General features: G+C 68.6%; 11 protein-coding genes. 5 read left to right on the top strand and 6 right to left on the bottom strand.

All coding sequences use genetic code 11. From position 1 onward, the window contains the following. Positions 1-162: 162 nt before the first annotated feature. On the bottom strand, positions 163-2,565 hold the full coding sequence (locus ASE10_RS12590; protein WP_055906231.1) for a Tex family protein: 2,403 nt from the start codon (positions 2,563-2,565) through the stop codon (positions 163-165). A 241-nt stretch (positions 2,566-2,806) separates the two neighbouring features. Here ASE10_RS12590 and ASE10_RS12585 point away from each other — a divergent pair, with 241 nt between their 5' ends. Further along, complete coding sequence (locus ASE10_RS12585; RefSeq protein WP_055906228.1) at positions 2,807-3,616, top strand: ferredoxin--NADP reductase; 810 nt, start codon at positions 2,807-2,809, stop codon at positions 3,614-3,616. Next, positions 3,613-4,230, top strand: a complete 618-nt coding sequence (locus tag ASE10_RS12580; RefSeq protein WP_055906223.1) for a TlpA disulfide reductase family protein — start codon at positions 3,613-3,615, stop codon at positions 4,228-4,230. Before ASE10_RS12585 ends, ASE10_RS12580 begins: the two co-directional genes overlap by 4 nt. A gap of 4 nt (positions 4,231-4,234) precedes the next feature. Here ASE10_RS12580 and ASE10_RS12575 read toward each other — a convergent pair whose 3' ends face one another. Beyond that, complete coding sequence (locus ASE10_RS12575) at positions 4,235-5,170, bottom strand: LytTR family DNA-binding domain-containing protein (RefSeq protein WP_235565860.1); 936 nt, start codon at positions 5,168-5,170, stop codon at positions 4,235-4,237. Positions 5,171-5,325: 155 nt separating this feature from the next. Between ASE10_RS12575 and ASE10_RS12570 the strand changes: the two genes are divergently transcribed. Beyond that, positions 5,326-6,522: an acyltransferase family protein gene (locus tag ASE10_RS12570; protein ID WP_055906220.1), complete on the top strand. Its 1,197-nt coding sequence runs from the start codon at positions 5,326-5,328 to the stop codon at positions 6,520-6,522. Between the two features lie 222 nt (positions 6,523-6,744). Here ASE10_RS12570 and ASE10_RS12565 read toward each other — a convergent pair whose 3' ends face one another. The 4 genes from ASE10_RS12565 to ASE10_RS12550 form a co-directional block, all read right to left on the bottom strand. Further along, positions 6,745-7,227, bottom strand: coding sequence for a glutathione peroxidase (locus tag ASE10_RS12565; RefSeq protein WP_055906216.1), 483 nt, complete (start codon positions 7,225-7,227; stop codon positions 6,745-6,747). A 183-nt stretch (positions 7,228-7,410) separates the two neighbouring features. Further along, positions 7,411-9,714 carry a TonB-dependent receptor gene (locus ASE10_RS12560; protein ID WP_055906213.1) on the bottom strand — a complete coding sequence of 768 codons (2,304 nt, stop codon included), beginning with the start codon at positions 9,712-9,714 and terminating at the stop codon, positions 7,411-7,413. Between the two features lie 813 nt (positions 9,715-10,527). Continuing rightward, positions 10,528-12,621: an amidohydrolase family protein gene (locus ASE10_RS12555; protein ID WP_082559839.1), complete on the bottom strand. Its 2,094-nt coding sequence runs from the start codon at positions 12,619-12,621 to the stop codon at positions 10,528-10,530. 80 nt (positions 12,622-12,701) lie between these two features. After that, positions 12,702-13,082, bottom strand: coding sequence for a VOC family protein (locus tag ASE10_RS12550; RefSeq protein WP_056305337.1), 381 nt, complete (start codon positions 13,080-13,082; stop codon positions 12,702-12,704). Positions 13,083-13,340: 258 nt separating this feature from the next. Between ASE10_RS12550 and ASE10_RS12545 the strand changes: the two genes are divergently transcribed. Together ASE10_RS12545 and ASE10_RS12540 are read left to right on the top strand one after the other, a co-directional pair. After that, positions 13,341-15,545 carry a M3 family metallopeptidase gene (locus ASE10_RS12545; protein WP_056305335.1) on the top strand — a complete coding sequence of 735 codons (2,205 nt, stop codon included), beginning with the start codon at positions 13,341-13,343 and terminating at the stop codon, positions 15,543-15,545. A gap of 575 nt (positions 15,546-16,120) precedes the next feature. Next, entirely contained in the window at positions 16,121-16,978 is an 858-nt protein-coding gene (locus ASE10_RS12540) for an NAD-dependent protein deacetylase (RefSeq protein ID WP_055906204.1), read from the top strand. Positions 16,979-17,260 lie beyond the last annotated feature (282 nt).

Below are 17,260 nucleotides of genomic sequence, written 5' to 3'. Positions count from 1 at the left end.
GGGCGACACGCCACACGCCACGTCCGCGTACCCGCGTCAGTTCGAATCCCCGCCATGGCGGGGATTCTTCTATGGGCCGCGGGAGGCGCCTATCGTTTCCAGACCTTCGCGACGATGCGGTTCGCCTTTGGCTCACCGCATCCTACGAACCGGCGACCGCGATCAACTCTTTTGTTTCGCCCGCGCGAACGCATCGGCCAAGGCCCCGCCCATCGGCGCAGCCGCCTTGCCCGCCGATGCGAACGAGCCGCCGCGCGGCGCCTGATCGCGACGCCCGCCGCGGCCGCCGTCCTTGCCGCGGCCGCCGCCGCGATCGGCGTTGGCGCGGTCCGCACCGCCGCCCGGCGCGCGCGGCGCGGGCACCGCGTCGTCGAGGCGGCGCGTCAGGGCGATGCGCTTGCGTGCGATGTCGACCTCCAGCACCCGCACCTTGACCACGTCGCCGGCCTTGACCGCCTCGCGCGGGTCCTTGATGTATTTGTCCGACAGCGCCGAGATGTGGATCAGGCCGTCCTGGTGCACGCCGATGTCGACGAAGGCACCGAACGCGGCAACGTTGCTGATCACGCCTTCCAGGATCATGCCGACCTTGAGGTCCTTGAGGTCCTCGACGCCGTCGGCGAAACGCGCGGCCTTGAATTCCGGGCGCGGGTCGCGGCCGGGCTTCTCCATTTCCTTGAGGATGTCGCGCACGGTCGGCAGGCCGAAGGTGTCGTCGGTGTACTGCTCGGGCTTGAGCCCGCGCACGAACTGCGGATCGCCGAGCAACTGCTTCACCTCGCGGCCGCATTGCTTGACGATGCGTTCGACCACCGGATAGGCCTCCGGGTGCACCGCCGAGGCGTCCAGCGGTTGCTCGCCGCCGACGATGCGCAGGAAGCCGGCGCACTGCTCGAAGGTCTTCTCGCCCAGGCGCGGCACTTTCAGCAGGGCCTTGCGCGAGGCGAACGGGCCGTTCTCGTCGCGGTGGCGGACGATGTTCTCGGCGACCGTGCTCGACAGACCCGACACCCGCGCCAGCAGCGCCGCGGAGGCGGTATTGACGTAGACACCGACCGCGTTCACGCAGTCTTCGACGCGGGCGTCGAGCGCGCGCGCGAGGCGGTACTGGTCGACGTCGTGCTGGTACTGGCCGACACCGATCGCCTTGGGGTCGATCTTGACCAGCTCGGCGAGCGGGTCCTGCAGGCGCCGCGCGATCGAGACTGCGCCGCGGATGCTGACGTCCAGGCCCGGGAATTCCTTGGCGGCGAACTCGGAGGCCGAGTACACCGAAGCGCCGGCCTCGCTGACCACGATCTTGGTCAGGTTCAGCTCCGGCGCGAGCTTCATCAGGTCGCCGGCGAGCTTGTCGGTTTCGCGCGAGGCGGTGCCGTTGCCGATCGAGATCAGTTCGACCGCGTGCTTGGCGCATAGCGCGCGCAGCGTGTGCAGCGACTGGTCCCACTGCTTGCGCGGCTCGTGCGGGTAGATGGTGTCGGTGGCGACCAGCTTGCCGGTGGCGTCGACCACCGCGACCTTGACCCCGGTACGCAGGCCCGGGTCGAGGCCGAGCACGGCGCGCGGACCGGCCGGCGCGGCCAGCAGCAGGTCCTTGAGGTTGTCGCCGAACACGTCGATGGCTTCGGCTTCGGCCTTTTCGCGGGCCTGGCCGAACAGGTCCAGCAGCAGGTGCAGGTGCAGCTTGGCGCGCCAGGTCATGCGGCAGGCGTCGAGCAGCCAGCGGTCGGCGGCGCGGCCACGATCGGCGACGCCGGCGTGCAGCGCGACCCGGCCCTCGCCGTAGGCATGGCCGGCGGCCGGATCGGCGGTGGGTTCCAGGTCGAGGTACAGCACTTCCTCGCGGCGCGCGCGGAACAGCGCCAGCAAGCGGTGCGAGGGAATCTTGGCCAGGGCCTCGGCGTGGTCGAAGTAGTCGCGGTACTTGGCGCCTTCGTTCTCCTTGCCTTCGACCACGCGGGCGCGGATCACGCCGGTCTGGTGCAGCCAGGTGCGCAGTTCGCCGACCAGCGCTGCGTCTTCGCCCCAACGCTCCATCAGGATCGCGCGCGCGCCGTCGAGCGCGGCCTTGACGTCGGCGACCTGCTTGTCTTCGCTGACGAAACCGGCGGCGAACGCTTCCGGTTGCAGCGTCGGATCGGCGAGCAGCCCGTCGGCCAGCGGCTCCAGACCGGCTTCGCGCGCGATCTGCGCCTTGGTGCGGCGCTTGGGCTTGTACGGCAGGTACAGATCTTCCAGGCGCGCCTTGCTGTCGGCGGCTTCGATGTCGGCGCGCAGCGCGTCGCTGAGCTTGCCCTGTTCGGCGATGCTGTCCAGCACCGCGGCGCGGCGGTCCTCGAGCTCGCGCAGGTAGCGCAGGCGGGTTTCGAGGTCGCGCAGTTGGGTGTCGTCGAGGCCGCCGGTGACTTCCTTGCGGTAGCGCGCGATGAACGGCACGGTCGCGCCTTCGTCGAGCAGGGCGATGGCGGAACGGGCCTGGGCGGGTTGCGCACCGATCTCGGCGGCGATGGTGCGTGCGATCTGTTCGGCGATCTGCGGTGCGGACTTCGAATTCGTGTCTTGCATTGCGTCCAATCGGTCTGGCACCCGCTGGCTGCGGGCTGACCCGATTGTCGCAACGCCGGGCGGCAGGGGAAACCCGTTGACAGCGGCGGCGGAAGCGGGGCCGATTCCACGGCGGCACTTCAAAGTACGAATCGCGGCACGGGCTAGGCGAATCCTCGCGACCGCGGTCGCCAGGCAGCAGATGAGAGTCACTCTCATCGATCGGCTACAATGCGGCCCCGGCTCCACTCCCCTGCCCCGCATGTCCTCCGCATTTGGCACCGAGACGGTGCTGGACGTCCGTCACTGGACCGACGACTACTTCAGCTTCACCACCACCCGCGACGACGGTTTCCGTTTCGAGAACGGGCAGTTCGTGATGATCGGACTGCAGGTTCCGCAGGCGGACGGTTCGTCCAAGCCCCTGCTGCGCGCGTATTCGATCGCCAGCGCGAACTGGGAAGAGCAGCTGGAGTTCTTCAGCATCAAGGTTCCGAACGGGCCGCTGACTTCGCGCCTGAAGGAAATCCAGCCGGGCGACCAGGTGCTGATCGGGCGCAAACCCACCGGCACCCTGCTGATCCACGATCTGCATCCGGGCCGCAACCTGTACCTGCTGGGCACTGGCACCGGCTTCGCGCCGTGGCTGTCGGTGATCAAGGACCCGGAGACCTACGAGCGCTTCGAGCGGGTGATCCTGTGCCACGGCGTGCGCAGCGTCCAGGACCTGGCCTACCGCGACTACATCGTCAACGAGCTGCCCAAGCACGAGTTCCTCGGCGAGCAGATCGCCAGGCAGCTGCATTACTACCCGGCGGTGAGCCGCGAGACCTTCGACTTCGCCGGCCGCGATCAGCGCGGGCGCCTGACCGAGATGATGGCCGACGGCCGGATGATGGCGCAGTTGGGGATCGAGCCGCTGGACGCCGAGCACGACCGCGCCATGATCTGCGGCAGCCCACAGATGCTGGCCGACTTCCGCGAACTGCTGGACGGCCGCGGCTTCAGCGCCGCGCCGCGCATCGGCACGCCGGGGCAGTACGTCTACGAGCGCGCGTTCGTCGAGAAATGAGCGCGCGCCCGCTCTCGTCGCTACGCGTCGCGCTAGGCCGGCTGTCGGCGGCCGCGCTGATGTCGCTGTGCCTGGGCGCGGCGCTGGCTCCGGCGGCCGCCGCCGACGACGCGAGCACCTCGAACATCGCGAACACCGCGAACATCGCAAAAACAAGCGCACAGGCGCCGCAAGTCGGCGACCTTCCGCCCGACTGGCTGGGCCTGGACCGCGACGGCCGCTCGATACGGGTCAGCCAGTACCGCGGCAAAGTCGTGCTGGTGGTGTTCTGGGCCGGCTGGTGCGAACAATGCCGGCGCGAACTGCCGCAGTTGGCGGCTTTGCAGGCCGGCGTCGGTCGCCAGCGCCTGGAGATCGTCGCGATCAACTACGCCGAGCCGCAGCGCGACTACGACGCGTTCCTGCGCCTGAACCCCAGGCTGGACCTGACCTACCTCCGCGATCCGGGCACGGTCGCGCGCTACTACCGCGTGCGCGCCGTGCCCAACGCCTTCCTGATCGACACCCATGGCCGGATCGCGCACGTGCAGCGTGGCTATACGCCGGAGAAGGTCGAACGCCTGGTGCGCGAGCTGCACGCCCTGTTGCCGCCGGCACCGGCCGGACGCGACTAGCGGCTCAGGCGGCGCGGCGTTCCTGGCGCAGCGCGCCGCGGTAGCGCCGGCTGCACGGGATCCGGGTGCCGTCGCTCATGGTGATGCGCGCGTCGCCGCTTTCCAGCGGCTCGATCTCGCCGACGCAATCCAGGTTGACCATATAGGAGCGGTGCACGCGCACGAAGCGGGCCGGGTCGAGCTGGGTCTCGATCGTGGCCATGGTGGTGCGCAGCGGGTAGTCGCGGCCACGCAGGTGCAGGTTCACGTAGTTGGACGAGGCCTGCAGCCATTCGACTTCGCCGGCGGCGATCAGGAACTCCTTGCCCAGCTTGCGCACCAGGAAGCGCTCGGGACGCTCGGGCATGGCCGGCTCGGGCAGGTCGTCGGGCGGCGCCAGCAGGCTGGCCTCGCCCTGCCAACGCCGCAGCAGCAAGCGGTAGCCTTCGATCCACAGCACCATATAGGTGTAGGAACGCACGTCCTTCAGGTACTCGTAGACGAAGCCCATGCCCCAGGAGCCGAAGTCGTAGGACTCGCCCAGGCCGGCGTAGACCAGCTTGCGCAGGCCGACCATCAGACTCACATGCAGCAGCGACCAGACCACGCTGCCGAGCAGGTGCAGGCCCAGCGCCCGCCGCCAGGTATCGATGTGGAACGGGACCTTGCGGGTGTACCGGACCAGGGCCGGGACCAGGGCCAGCGCGACCGCGCAGCTGGTCGCCTCCCAGATCGCCGGCGCCCAGTCGGGGATGTCCAGCCCGACCCGGTGGATGTCGATGATCGTGGTCAGGGTGCCCGCGACCGCGTTGACCGAGAACAGCAGCACCCAGCTCGCGATTTCGAGGACGCGCCGCCACGGCTGGTAGCGGTCCCAGGCACTAGGCGGGACGAGCGGCTGGGCCGGCGGGATGGCGTTGTCGGCGTCGGCCATCCGGGCCGCGGTCGGTTCGTAGTTCATGGCCGCATTCTCGCCTGTGCGGGTGCAGTCGCGGCAACCGGCCGTCCCCGAAGCCCGCGATTCGTCCCCGCGAGCCCACCGCCGGTCACCTCGGCGCTGCGCCGCGGGGCCGTCGCGGCAAGGCTGTGCGCTCCACCACTGCCGCGGACCGACCCATGCAACGCCGCCACGATATCGACGCCCTGCGCGCGATCGCCTTCGCCCTGCTGATCCTCTACCACTGCGCCATGCTCTATGTCGCCGAGTGGGACTGGCATCTGAAAAGCACGCACCTGTCCGAGCCGCTGCAGATCCCGATGCTGTTCATGAACCGCTGGCGCATGGACCTGATCTTCCTGATCTCGGGCCTGTCGGTGCACTTCCTGCTGCGCGGCACCTCGCTGGGGCGCTTCGTGGTCCAGCGCAGCTGGCGCCTGCTGCTGCCGCTGACCTTCGGCTGCCTGGTGGTGGTGCCGATCCAGCCCTATGCCCAGGGCGTGGCCAACGGCCTGGTCGAGCCGGGCTTCGTCGATTTCCTGCTGCGCTACTACCAATTCCAGCCCTGGCCCAAGGACGCGTTCGACGGCTGGGAGTACGGCTTCACCTGGAACCACCTGTGGTACCTGGCCTACCTGTGGGTCTATACCGTCGTCCTGGCCGCCCTGCTGCCGCTGTTCCGCAACGGCCTGGGCCGGCGCCTGCACGCGCTGGTGGCCGGGCTGCGCGGCTGGAAGCTGCTGATCCTGCCGGCGCTGCCGCTGGCCGTGGCGACCATGCTGCTGCAGCCGCATTTCGAGGAAACCGGCGACCTGATCCACGACTGGTACCGCCACGCGATCTATTTCAGCGTGTTCCTCTACGGCTACTGGCTGGGCAACGACAGCGGCCTGTGGAACGAGCTGGTGCGGCTGCGCAAATGGAGCCTGGGCCTGGCCCTGGGCCTGTTCGGCTTCTACCTGACCCTGGCGCTGGCGTTGCCGGACGACATTCCGGACGTGCTGCAGAAGAGCGTGTGGCTGCTGCGCAACCTGTACATCTGGTTCGCGATCTCGGCGATCCTGGGCTGGGGCCATGCCCTGCTCAACCGCCCGTTCCGCTGGCTGCCCTGGGCCAACGAGGCGGTCTATCCCTGGTACGTGCTGCACCAGAGCCTGATCGTGCTGATCGCGTACTGGATCCTGCCGCTGCACCTGGGCCCGGTGAGCGAGCCGGTGATCGTGGTGGTCGGCACCGTGCTGGGCTGCTGGGGGCTGCACGCGATCATCCGCCGGGTGCCGCTGCTGCGGCCGTGCTTCGGGCTGAAGATGCGGCCGCGGGAGACGGTGAAGGCGGCGGTTCCGGTGCAACTGCAAGCGGCCAACGACGTGGCGTAGGCCGGTGTGGGAGCGGCGTGCGCCGCGATGAATCCCAGCCTGGGACGAAATCGCGACTCACGTCGCTCCCACAGAAAGCAACGGCCGCCGATTTCGACTTGGGGTAGGAGCGGCGTAAGCCGCGACCCGTGAGATCGAGCGGCTGCGAAACTTTCGCTGCGCCCGCGTGTTGCGGTCGCGGCTTACGCCGCTCCTACCCCAAAGCGCGATGCGGGTTTGGGTTCAGGCCAGCGCCTTCTCGATATCCGCCGCGATCGACTCGGGCTTGTCGGTCGGGGCGTAGCGCTTGACGACCTTGCCGTCGCGGCCGACCAGGAACTTGCTGAAGTTCCACTTGATCGCGTCGATGCCAAGGAAGCCGCCCTTTTCGTCCTTCAGCCACTTCCACAGCGGATGCGCCTTGTCGCCGTTGACGTCGATCTTGGCGTACATCGGGAAGCTCACCTCGTAAGTCAGCGAGCAGAACTCCTTGATCTCGGCCTCGTTGCCCGGCTCCTGATGACCGAACTGGTCGCAGGGGAAGCCCAGCACTTCGAAGCCTTGCCCCGAGTATTTGCGCTCGAGCTGCTCCAGGCCGGTGTACTGCGGGGTAAAGCCGCACTGCGAGGCGACGTTGACGATCAGCAGCACCTTGCCGCGGTACTCGTCCAGCGAGCGCGACTGGCCGTCGATGTCGGTGGCGGTGAAATCGTAGGCGGTGGTCATGGGACGGGCTCCGAGGGGGCTGGACGCACGATAACGCGTTGCGTGCGCGCCAGCCTAGCGAGCCGGCGGTAAAGGACGCGGCAAGGCCGTCGCCCTGCCCGCAGGCCCGAAAAAACGAACGGCCCGCGCGAGGCGGGCCGTTCGGCTGCTGCATCGGCAGGCGGCGTACCGCCCTGCCCGGCCTCAGAAACCGGCCTTGAACTCCAGACCCACGATGCGCGGCTCGTTGACGAAGCCGGTCAGGTTGTTGAAGTCGATCGCGCCGACCGCCTGCACCTTGTCGAGGATGTTGCGGCCGTACAGCGCCAGCTCGTACTTGCCGTCGTCCCAGCCGTAGCCCACGCGCAGGCCGCCTTCGAGCAGGGCCTTGCCGCGGAACTCCTTGGCCTCGTACAGGAAGAAGTTCACTTCGCTGCGGTAGGCCCAGTCGGTGTAGACGAAGAACTCGCCGCCGTCGCCGACCGGCAGCGAATAGCGCGCGGTCAGGTTGTAGACCCACTTCGGTGCCTGCGGCAGCGGGTTGCCGTCGATGCGCGCAAGCACAGCACCCGTGATCGGATCAATGACGGGCGGATCGGTGACCGTGCACATGCCGCTGCCGCAGGGCGCGACGGCGAGGTTGGCGTCCTTGATCTCGGTGTCGTTGTAGCTGGCGCCGAGGGTGATCATCAGGTTGTCGGTGACGTAGGCATCGAAGTCCAACTCGAAGCCCTGGCCCACGGTCTTGTCGGCGTTGAGCAGCACGGTCTGGTTACGCGCGCCGCCAACGGCGTTGAGCTGCTGGTTGTCGACGTTGTAATGGAACACCGCGAAGCCCAGGCGCGCGCGCTTGTCCCACAGGTCGGCCTTGACGCCGGCTTCGTAGGAGATGACCTTCTCGGCGTCGGCCACCGACGGCTGCGGCGGCACCTGGAACAGCAGGCGGCCCTGGATCGACGGGGCGCGGAAGCCCTTGGCGACGCGGGCGTACAGGTTCACGTCGGGGGTGACCTGGTAGACCGCGCTGGCGTCCCAGCTGACGTCGTCGACGTCGGTGTGGACCGGGAACGGACCCGACACCGGCGCACCGAACGGCGCGCTCTGCAGCACGCTGGCGGTGAAGTCCTTCTTGTCCTGGGTGTAGCGCAGGCCGCCACGCAGGGTCAGCTTGTCGGTGACCGCGTAGTCCAGCGAGCCGTACGCCGCCCAGGCCTTGTTGCGCTGCTTCTGCTGCGCCCAGCCGGCCTGCACGCCGCCGCCGAGGGTGTCGTAGTTGAAGCTGTCGACGGTGATGTCTTCGTCGAAGTAGAACAGGCCGGCCTGCCAGTTCAGCGGGCCGCTGTAGTTCGACTCCAGGCGGAATTCCTGGGTCCACTGGCGGTGGTCGGGCAGACCGTCGGCGGATTCGGCGGTGAACGGGATCACGCCGGGGCCGGACGGCGGTGCGAACACTGCGCCCACGCCACCGTCGATGTCGCCGCGGCTGAGCGAGTCGGCCGACTCGTAACCGGTGATCGAGTACAGGGTGAGGTCGTTGCCGAAGTCCCAGCTCAGGCGCGCGCTGGCGCCGAAGGTGTCGAGCTGCTGGAAGTTGCGGCCGTCGATGGCGATCTTTTCGTCGTCGAAGCCGTCGACCAGATCGTTGGTGCCCGGCTTGAAGATGTTGGCGCGGAACAGGCGCGCGGTGCCGTTGAGGTGGCGCGCGTGCACGTTGAACAGGGCGTGGAAGGTCTCGCTGCCGTCGTACTGCAGCTGCAGGCGCGCGGCCGACTCGTCGTAGCCTTCCAGCTTGGGATTGGTGCGGGCGTTCGGGTTGGTGTTGGTCACCCACTCGTCGCGGCGCTGGTACAGCACCGAAGCGCGCGCCGACCAGTTCGGACCCAGCGGGCCGCTGATCGCGCCTTCGATGTTGGTGGTGCCGTGGGTGCCGTAGGCGATCTGGCCGTAGCCTTCGAGTTCGCGGGTCGGCTTGGCGGATTCGAACTTGACCACGCCGGCCGGGGTGTTGCGGCCGAACAGCGTGCCCTGCGGGCCGCGCAGCAGTTCGACGTTCTCCATGTCGAACACCGGGAAGCCCTTCAGCAGCGGGTTCTCCAGGACGATGTCGTCGTACACCAGCGAGACCGGCTGCGAGGCGTTGAGGTCGAAGTCGGTGTTGCCCAGGCCGCGGATGTAGAAGCGCGGGAAGGCGCGGCCGAACGAGGACTCGATGTTCAGGCTGGGCAGACGGCCGGACAGGTAGCGGATGTCGCCGCCGCCGGAACCGAGCACGTGCAGCTTCTCGGCATCGACGGTGGTCAGCGCCATCGGCACGTCCTTGGCGCGTTCGACGCGGCGCTGCGCGGTCACCATCAGCGCGTCCAGGGTCTTGGCCTCGGATTCGGCGGCGGGCGCCGTCTCGGCGGCTGCGGCGGGCGCGTCCTGCGCGAAGGCGGCGGCGGAAGTCAGGCTGATCGCGACGGCGATGGCCAGGGCATGGCTGCGGGGAGCACGGACGTGCTGACGCATGGCGGGGGTTCTCGATGAAAGCGGCGGCCCGGGATCGGGGCACCTGGGTTCGTAAGAAGCCGGGCTGGGCATGCGCCTGGCATGCGGCTCGGCGACGGGACGACTGCGACGTCGGTCCGACCGTCCCCTGACGGCCGTAGCGCGGACTGCCCGCGCCGGTGGCGGCTCTTTGTCCGGTGAATGTTACCAAATCATTAAAAGAGTCAGTACTCGAAGGTATGCGGTTTAGGCATATCCAGTCCACATTCTGGATGCGTTCCCGACTGAGAAATACACCTCAACCCATTGAAATTAATGATATTTGTAAAAATTCAGCGCGTCCCCGCAGAGGCGACGCCTTGGGGTAGGAGCGGCGTAAGCCGCGACCACGAACCCACACCGCGCACCTAAACCCACCTGCCATTCGCCGCTCCTGTGGGAGCGGCGTAAGCCGCGATCGCGACCCACGCCGTGCACCTAAACCACCTGCCATGCGCCGCTCCTGTGGGAGCGGCGTAAACCGTGATCGCGACCTATCACGACCCGCGCAGGCCACCGCAGTGTCGCGGTCGCGGCTTACGCCGCTCCTACCCCAAGGCGGAACCGCTTCGCATCGGGTCGGGCTACAGCGGTCGTGGTTGCGCGGTCGCGGCTCACGCCGCTCCTACCCCAAGGCAGAACCGCTTCGCTTCGGGTCGGGCTGCGGCGGTCGTGGTTGCGCGATCGCGGCTTACGCCGCTCCCACAGCGGCCGCCGCCATCGCGGCGACGGCCGACCGTGCGGCGCCCTGCGGCTGCCTCGCCCTGCGGCTGCCTCGCCCTGCAGCTGCCGCGCCTACTGCGCTACGCCGACCTTCACCGGCGCGGCGAACGGCTTGATTCCGAGCGCCTCGTCGATCTCGCTGGGGTAATAGGCGACCTCGCCCTTGAGCACCAGCGCGACCTTGCGGATGTCGGCGATGTTCGCGGTCGGGTCGCCGTCGATCAGGATCAGGTCGGCACGCTTGCCCGGGGTGACCGAGCCGCGGTCTTCGAGCACACGCGCGTACTTGGCGCCGTTCCAGGTCGCGACCTGCAGCGCCTGCGACGGGGTCAGGCCGGCCTGCACGTACAGCTCCAGCTCGCGCTGCAGGGTAAAGCCGGGAAGCGCGTCGGTGCCGGCCACGAGCGGCACGCCGGCCTTGTACATGCGGCCGGCGAACTCGACCGCCTTCTCATAGGAGCGGTTGTAACGCGCGGCGGTGGCGTCGTCGGGGATGTTCATCTCGGCCACGCGCAGCCCGCGCTGCAGGTCCGGCGGCAGATGCTCGGCGACCGCCGCATAAGCCTGCGACAGCTCGCCCGGGCGCTGGCGCAGGAAGTCGAACGTGGCCAGGGTCGGATCGATCACGATCTGCTTCTTGGCCAGCAGCGCGATGAAGTCCTGCACCGGCTTGGAGTCGAAATCCAGGTCGGCGGTCTTGTCGGCGACCAGGTAGAAACGCGTCAGAGTGCGGGTGTCGGTCTTGTCGTCGACGAAGAAGTTCAGCAGCACCTGGTTGATGTGCTGGATCTCGTCGTAACCCTGCTCGACCACGTCCTGCGCGCGCATGAAGGCCGGCACATGGCCGCTCACGCGCATGCCCTTGCTGTGGGCGTAGGCGGCGGTATCGCGCAGCAGGTCCTTGGGGAAGGAGTTGTAGATCTTGACCTGCGGGTAGCCGTGCTCGGCGTACCAGTCCACCGCCTTCTTGGCGCCGTCCAGGTCCTTGATCACGAAACCGTTGCGCGCCGAGAAGTTGCTCTCGCCCTCGATGAAGCCGGCCGGCACCACGTCGGGCGACATCAGCTTGCCCTCGCGGATTTCGCCGATGATCTGCTGCAGGGTGGCGTTGTCGTTGCCCATGTCGCGCACGGTGGTGACGCCGGCGGCGAGGTTGAGGCCGCCATCCCAGCGGCCGATGTGGCCGTGCATATCGAACAGGCCCGGCAGCAGCACCTTGCCGGCCGCGTCGATGTCGCGGTCGGCCTTGACCTTGATCGCACCGCCGGCCTCGACCGAGACGATGCGGCCGTCGCGCAGCAGCACGTCGGAAACCGGACCGAGCTTGGCGTGCTCGCTGTCGAACACGCGCGCATTGCGGATCAGGGTGCTGCCGGCGATGGGATGGCCCAGGCGCTTGCGCAGATCAACCAGGGCCTCGCCCTCGGCGAGCTTCTGCTGGGTTTCCAGCGCGTCGGCGTTGCCCTGCCAGCCCTCCTCGATCAGCTGCAGGAAGCCCGGGAAGATATAGGCGAACAGGCGCGGGTTCTCGCCCTGGGTGGCCCAGGCGAAGGTCGGGGTCAGGCCGACGCCGGTCATCGCGACCAGCTGCACCTTCTGCTTCTTGCCGTCGCGCACGACCTCGGCCTCGCCGATCTTGCGCACGGTCAGGCTGCCGCTGGGGATCAGCGGCAGCTTGCCGTCGCTGCGCTTGCTCAACGCTGCCAGGGCGATGCTGAAACCGGCCGGGGTGCCGCCCAGCGGCGAGTACAGCGCGCCGGGCGCCGCGGCCTGCTCGCCCTGGTCGGAAGTCGACTTCCACCGGGCCTTGCCATCGGCGATCGAAAAGCTTTCGTCCACCGGCGCGCCGAAGGTCGAGCTGCCCTTGACCGCGTAGGTCTTGTAGGTGCCGTCGGCGGCCAGGGTGTAGGTCTCCTTGAGCTCGGGCCCGCGGCCGTTGTCCTTGAAGATGAAATCGACGTTGATCGTGCCGTCGTCGGCACGGGTCACGGTCTGGTGACCGGCCTGCTTGCCGCCGTCGACCAGGGCCAGGTAGCGGGTGGTTTCGGCGGCCAGCGCGTTGCCTGCGAAGCAGGCGCCCAGGCACAGACCCAGCGCCAGCCGGCCCAGGGAGGTGCGGGAACGGCGCGTTTGCGCGGCGGTGATCGGCGAGGCAGCGGTCAGCATGGAAGTCATCGTCGGTTCGCTCGTCGTTGGAGTGCGGATAAGGACGCGCGCGCGGCGGCGGATGTGACCGCCGCGCGGGCTCACAGGTGGGCGACCATGCAGATATAGCCGTCGGCGTCGGCGACGCGGAACTCGCCGTGCGGACGGTAGAACGGATAGCCGATCGCCCCGACCGTCACGCCGGCCGCGCGCAGGAGCGCGTGCATGGCCGCGACGTCGTCGCAATAGACGTAGAACAGGACGGCCTGGACGCTGTCGTCGACCGGCCCGTCGGCGAGCACCAGCATCAACTCGGCGCCGCCGGGATGCTGCAGCGCGGCCCAGACCGGCTTGTCGCCGTGGCGCGGATCGTGGTGCCGGCGCTCGATCCCGAAGCCCATCAGGGCGTAGAAGGCGGCCGCGCGCAGCACGTCGGCGACGTGCAGCATCGGCGTGAACGCGCGTACCGAAGGCGCGCTCATGCCCGCCTCCCTGCCGGACCGCGCGCCCGAGGCGACTGCGGCCCACGACCCACCTCGCGCTGTCCCATGCGCCCTGCCCCGGCCTGTGCGTGCCGGCAGTGTAAGCCAGGGTCGCCGCGGCGCATGTGCCGCAAGTCCCCGGTTCGGGCCTGGCGACCTTGCCGCAGCGGCCGGTCCGCGGCAACCATGCCTTTAGTCATACGCCGCCCCGGACCCCATCCGGTAGGCTTCGGGGTTCCTTTTGACGAGGTCCGTCCGATGAAGCACCCCCTCGCCCTGGCGCTGGCCGTGGCATTGAGCGTAACCGCCCCCACGTATGCCGCGTCCCCCGCCAAGAAAGCAGACACCGCCGTGAGCGCGCAAACCGCCAATCCGTTCTACGCCGAGAGCCCGCTGCCGCTGCAGTACCCGCAGTTCGACAAGATCAAGGACAGCGACTTCGCCCCGGCCTTCGATCGCGGCATGGCCGACCAGCTCAAGGAAGTCGAGGCGATCGCCAACAATCCGGACGCGCCCACCTTCGACAACACCATCGTCGCGATGGAGCAGTCCGGCCGCATCCTCGGCCGCTCGACCTCGGTGTTCTTCAACCTGGTCGGCACCGACACCAACCCGACCCGCGAAAAACTGCAGGCCGAGTACGCGCCCAAGCTGTCGGCGCACCGCGACGCGATCGCGCTGAACCCGAAGCTGTTCGCGCGGGTCAAGAAGCTGTACGAAACCCGCGACTCGCTCGGCCTCGACGCCCAGGGCGTGCGCCTGATCGAGCGCTACTACACCGACTTCGTGCGCGGCGGCGCCAACCTGTCCGAGGCCGACAAGGCCAAGCTCAAGGCGATGAACGCCGAACTCGCCGGCCTGGCGACCAAGTTCAGCCAGAACGTGCTGGGCGAGGTCAACGCCTCGGCGATCACCGTCGACACCAAGGAAGAGCTGGCCGGCCTGTCCGACGAGCGCATCGCCGCGGCCGCCGAAGCGGCCAAGACGCGCAAGCTCGACGGCAAGTACGTGCTGACCCTGCTCAACACCACCGGCCAGCCGCCCGAGACCGACCTCGACAACCGCGCCCTGCGCGAGAAGCTGTACCGCGCCTCGGTCGCGCGCGGCAGCCGCAGCAACGAGTTCGACAACACCGCCATCGTCGCCAAGGTCACCAAGCTGCGCGCCGAGCGGGCCAAGATGATGGGCTATCCGAACTACGCCGCGTTCGTGCTCGAGGACGAGACCGCCAAGACCCCGCAGGCGGTCAACGCCATGCTCGGCCAGCTCGCTCCGGCCGCGGTCGCCAACGCCAAGCGCGAAGCCGCCGACCTGCAGGCCATGATCGACAAGGAACAGGCCGCCAAGGGCCAGCCTTCGTTCAAGCTCGAGCCCTGGGACTGGGCCTACTACGCCGAGAAGGTGCGCCAGGAGAAGTACGCGTTCGACGAAGCGCAGCTCAAGCCCTACTTCGAGATGAACAACGTGCTCGAAAACGGCGTGTTCTACGCCGCCGGCCAGCTCTACGGCCTGAAGTTCAAGCGCCGCACCGACCTGCCGCTGTACCACCCCGACACCGCGGTGTACGACGTGTTCGACGCCAACGGCAAGCAGCTGGCGATCTTCATCGCCGACATGTACGCCCGCGACAGCAAGCGCGGCGGCGCCTGGATGAACTCCTACGTCGACCAGTCCGAGCTGTACGGCACCCTGCCGGTCGTGGCCAACCACCTCAACATTCCCAAGCCGCCGGCCGGCAAGCCGACCCTGATGACCTGGGACGAGGTCACCACGATGTTCCACGAGTTCGGCCATGCCCTGCACGGCATGTTCTCGAACGTGAAGTATCCGTACTTCTCCGGCACCAACGTGCCGCGCGACTTCGTCGAGTTCCCGTCGCAGGTCAACGAAATGTGGGCCGACTGGCCGTCGATCCTGGCCAACTACGCCAAGCACTACCAGACCGGCGAGCCGATGCCGAAGGAACTGTTGGACAAGGTTCTGGCCGCGTCCAAGTTCAACCAGGGCTTCACCACCACCGAGTACCTCGGTGCGGCGATGCTGGACCAGAACTGGCACCAGATCGGCAGCCCCGACCAGGTCCCGGCGGCCAAGGACGTGATGTCCTTCGAAGCGGCGGCGCTGCAGAAGGACGGCGTCAGCTACGCGCCGGTCCCGCCGCGCTACAAGACCCCGTACTTCAGCCACATCATGGGCGGCTACGCGGCCGGCTACTACGCCTACATCTGGTCGGAAGTGCTGGACGCGAACACGGTCAAGTGGATCAAGGAGCACGGCGGCCTGACCCGCGAGAACGGCGACCGCTTCCGCGCCACCCTGCTGTCGCAGGGCGGCAGCAAGGACGCGCTGCAGCTGTTCCGCGACTTCTCCGGTCATGAGCCGCAGATCCAGCCGCTGCTGGAGCGTCGCGGCCTGACTGCACCGGCCGGCGGCGAGGTCAAGACCGGCGCCGCCAAGCAGTAAACCCGCTTTCGCACCGAATTGCCGCCCGGAGCGATCCGGGCGGCTTTTTTTTGCGCGCTCGTTGGCACTTCATACGCGACCGGCCGACGCCGCCGCCTGTGGGAGCGGCGTAAGCCGCGATCGCGCCACTCCGCGGCCTGCGCCAGCCGCCGCAGCCACGCATCGCGGCTCACGCCGCTCCCACAGAAAGCCCGCACCCGCGTCGTGCTTTGGGGTAGGAGCGGCGTAAGCCGCGACCGCGCCACTCCACAGCCTGCGCCAGCCGCCGCAGCCCTGCATCGCGGCTCACGCCGCTCCCACAGCAAGCCCGCACCCGCGTCGTACTTTGGGGTAGGAGCGGCGTAAGCCGCGACCGCAAGCCACCACTGTCGCGCCGCACCGATGTGATAACGCCGCTCCAACGCTCTGTGGGAGCGGCGTAAGCCGCGATCGCGCCACTCCGCGGCCTGCGCCAGCCACCGCAGCCATGCATCGCGGCTCACGCCGCTCCTACAGAAGGCCCGCAACCGCGTCGTGCTTTGGGGCGGGAGCGGGACTTGCGCAAACCATCGCCTGCGCCGCTCTAGAATGACGGCATGACCGGCCAGCCCTCCGACATCCAGCCTTTCGACGCCGATGCGCTCGCCGCGCAAACGCTGCGCGACTGGCTGGGCGCACATCGGCGCGTGTTCGTGCTGACCGGCGCCGGCATCAGCACTGGCTCGGGCATCCCGCATTACCGCGGCGAGGACGGCCAGTGGCAACGCAAGCCGCCGGTCACCTACCAGGCCTTCGTCGGCGACGCCGCGACGCGGGCGCGCTACTGGGCGCGCAGCTTCGTCGGCTGGCCCTCGTTCGCAGGCGCGCTTCCGAACCCCGGCCATGCCGCGCTCGCGCGCTGGCAAGGGCGCGGCGGGCTGAAACGCCTGCTGACCCAGAACGTCGACGGCCTGCACCAGCGCGCCGGCAGCACCGAGGTGATCGACCTGCATGGCCGCCTCGACGAAGCGGTCTGCCTGGACTGCGGCGCGCGCCGTGCGCGCGCGGCGGTGCAGGAGGAACTGGCGGCGAACAACCCCGACTGGCGCCATCTGAGCGCGCGGAGCGCTCCGGACGGCGACGCCGATCTGGAAGGCGTGCGCTTCGAGGATTTCGCACCGCCGCGCTGCGAGGTCTGCGGCGGCCTGCTCAAGCCCGACGTGGTGTTCTTCGGCGAGAACGTGCCACGCGCCCGGGTCGCAGCCGCGCACGAGGCCCTGCGCGAAGCCGATGCGATGCTGGTCGTGGGTTCGTCGCTGATGGTGTATTCCGGCTACCGCTTCGCCCGTGCCGCGCGCGAGGCCGGCCTGCCGCTGGCCCTGCTCAACCGCGGCGTGACCCGCGCGGACGACATCGCCACGCTGAAGATCGAGGCCGACTGCGCAGCGACGTTGGACGCCGCGCTGGCGGCGTGACTCCCGATTCCTGCGCGCCGCCCCCTGCTCCGCTGTCTGTGGGAGCGGCGTAAGCCGCGATAGCGAAACCGCAAGCCACTGCGTGACCACATCGAGCGATCCTCCGCTGATCGGCACTTGCATCGCACTGGATCYAGCGCGATCGCGGCTTACGCCGCTCCYACAGAAGGCGCCGATGCGTCGTACTGGATCTAGCGCGATCGCGGCTTACGCCGCTCCCACAGAAGGTGCCGATGCCTCGCACTGGATCTGGCGCGATCGCGGCTTACGCCGCTCCTACAG

The organism is Lysobacter sp. Root76 (genome assembly GCF_001428685.1).
In the GTDB taxonomy this organism is placed as follows: Bacteria; Pseudomonadota; Gammaproteobacteria; order Xanthomonadales; family Xanthomonadaceae; genus Lysobacter.
Note: the sequence above shows the minus strand (reverse complement) of the source record. Positions and strands in the feature narration are given on the sequence as shown.

What these genes read in the sequence shown, in the direction of transcription:
- ASE10_RS12575 (WP_235565860.1), bottom strand. Translation starts at nt 5,170, where the DNA reads ATGAACTACGAACCGACCGCGGCCCGGATGGCCGACGCCGACAACGCC.
- ASE10_RS12555 (WP_082559839.1), bottom strand. Translation starts at nt 12,621, where the DNA reads ATGCTGACCGCTGCCTCGCCGATCACCGCCGCGCAAACGCGCCGTTCC.
- ASE10_RS12540 (WP_055906204.1), top strand. Translation starts at nt 16,121, where the DNA reads ATGACCGGCCAGCCCTCCGACATCCAGCCTTTCGACGCCGATGCGCTC.
- ASE10_RS12560 (WP_055906213.1), bottom strand. Translation starts at nt 9,714, where the DNA reads ATGCGTCAGCACGTCCGTGCTCCCCGCAGCCATGCCCTGGCCATCGCC.
- ASE10_RS12570 (WP_055906220.1), top strand. Translation starts at nt 5,326, where the DNA reads ATGCAACGCCGCCACGATATCGACGCCCTGCGCGCGATCGCCTTCGCC.
- ASE10_RS12565 (WP_055906216.1), bottom strand. Translation starts at nt 7,227, where the DNA reads ATGACCACCGCCTACGATTTCACCGCCACCGACATCGACGGCCAGTCG.
- ASE10_RS12585 (WP_055906228.1), top strand. Translation starts at nt 2,807, where the DNA reads ATGTCCTCCGCATTTGGCACCGAGACGGTGCTGGACGTCCGTCACTGG.
- ASE10_RS12580 (WP_055906223.1), top strand. Translation starts at nt 3,613, where the DNA reads ATGAGCGCGCGCCCGCTCTCGTCGCTACGCGTCGCGCTAGGCCGGCTG.
- ASE10_RS12545 (WP_056305335.1), top strand. Translation starts at nt 13,341, where the DNA reads ATGAAGCACCCCCTCGCCCTGGCGCTGGCCGTGGCATTGAGCGTAACC.
- ASE10_RS12550 (WP_056305337.1), bottom strand. Translation starts at nt 13,082, where the DNA reads ATGAGCGCGCCTTCGGTACGCGCGTTCACGCCGATGCTGCACGTCGCC.
- ASE10_RS12590 (WP_055906231.1), bottom strand. Translation starts at nt 2,565, where the DNA reads ATGCAAGACACGAATTCGAAGTCCGCACCGCAGATCGCCGAACAGATC.